The sequence below is a fragment of the Rubritepida flocculans DSM 14296 genome, from assembly GCF_000425365.1.
In the GTDB taxonomy this organism is placed as follows: domain Bacteria; phylum Pseudomonadota; class Alphaproteobacteria; order Acetobacterales; family Acetobacteraceae; genus Roseococcus; species Roseococcus flocculans.
Genome location: NZ_AUDH01000068.1, coordinates 1 through 1,681, shown reverse-complemented (window position 1 = coordinate 1,681; position 1,681 = coordinate 1). Strand labels below are relative to the sequence as shown.

Here is a 1,681-nt window from a genome sequence, read left to right as displayed (position 1 = left end):
GCCGGCAAGACCACGGTCATGGCGATGCTGATCGCCTGGCAGACCCTGAACGCCGCCCGCGCCCGCAACTCCACCCGCTTCACCGACGCCTTCCTGATCGTCGCCCCCGGCATCACCGTGCGCGACCGGCTGCGCGTGCTGCTGCCCTCCGACCCGACCAACACCTACCTGCTGCACGACATCGTGCCGCGCGAGATGCGCGACGACCTCCAGCGGGCCCGGATCGTCATCACCAACTACCACGCCTTCCAGCGGCGGGAGACGCTGGAAGCGCCGAAGCTGGCCAAGGCCATCCTCGGCGGCCGGGAAGGGCCGGTGGAGACGCTGGAGACCGAGGGCCAGATGGTCCAGCGCGTCTGCGGCGCGCTGCTCGGGCGCCGGCGCATCATCGTGCTGAACGACGAGGCCCACCACTGCTACCGCGAGAAGGTCGGGGCGGAGGATGGCCCCGGCGCGCCGAAGCTGGACGCCGAGGGCAAGGCCGAGGCGAAGAAGAACAACGCCGCCGCGCGCCTCTGGATCAGCGGCATCGAGGCGCTGCAGCGCGTGGTGAAGCACCCGGTCACGGTCTACGACCTCTCGGCCACGCCCTTCTTCCTGCGCGGCTCCGGCTACCCGGAGGGGATGCTCTTCCCCTGGGTGGTCTCCGACTTCTCCCTGATCGACGCCATCGAGTGCGGCATCGTGAAGGTGCCGCGCGTGCCGGTGCAGGACCTGGCCGGCGCCGACGAGCCGATCTACCGCCACGTCTACAAGCACGTCCGCGACCGGCTGCCCAAGGCCGGGCGCGGCAAGCAGGCCAAGGCGCTGGACCCCGAGGATCTGCCGAGCCAGCTCGTCGGCGCCCTGCAGGCCCTCTACGGCCATTACGCCAAGGTCTTCGCCAACTGGCAGGCGAAGGGCGGACCGACGCCCCCGGTCTTCATCGTGGTCTGCAACAACACCGCGACCTCGAAGCTCGTCTTCGATTGGATCGCCGGCTACGAGAAGACCGAGAAGGCGCCGGACGGCACCGAGCGCACGGTTCTGGTCCCCGGCAAGCTGCCGCTCCTCTCCAATGTCGAGGACGGCGGCCCGGGCCAGCGCCGCATGGCCGCCCGCGCCCGGACCATCCTGATCGACAGCGAGGAGCTGGAGAGCGGCGAGGCCCTCTCGGAGAGCTTCCGCAAGCTGGCGGCGCCGGAGATCGAGGCCTTCAAGCGCGAGCTGCGCGCCCGCGGCCGCCACGCGGAAGCGGAATCCCTCAGCGACAGCGACCTGCTGCGCGAGGTGATGAACACCGTCGGCCAGCAGGGCCGCCTCGGCGAGCAGATCCGCTGCGTCGTCTCCGTCTCCATGCTGACCGAGGGCTGGGACGCGCGGACCGTCACCCATGTGCTCGGCGTGCGCGCCTTCGGCACCCAGCTCCTGTGCGAGCAGGTGATCGGCCGGGCCCTGCGCCGCGTCTCCTACGACCCGGTCGGTCAGGACGAGCAGGGCAACGGGATGTTCGAGGCCGAGTACGCGGACGTCCTCGGCATCCCCTTCTCCTTCGTTCCCGCCAACTCGGCGGCCGACTACAAGCCGCCCAAGCCCACCACCCGCGTGCACGCCGTGCTGCCGGAGCGCGAGGCGCTGGAGATCACCTTCCCCCGCGTCCTCGGCTACCGCGTCGTGCTGCCGCCTGGCCGGCTGCGGGCGA

At 71.0% G+C, this 1,681-nt stretch carries 1 pseudogene; it reads left to right on the top strand.

Features of this window, described 5'->3' with window-relative positions:
• Positions 1-1,681, top strand: a pseudogene (locus tag H596_RS0118845) (restriction endonuclease); the annotation flags it as partial.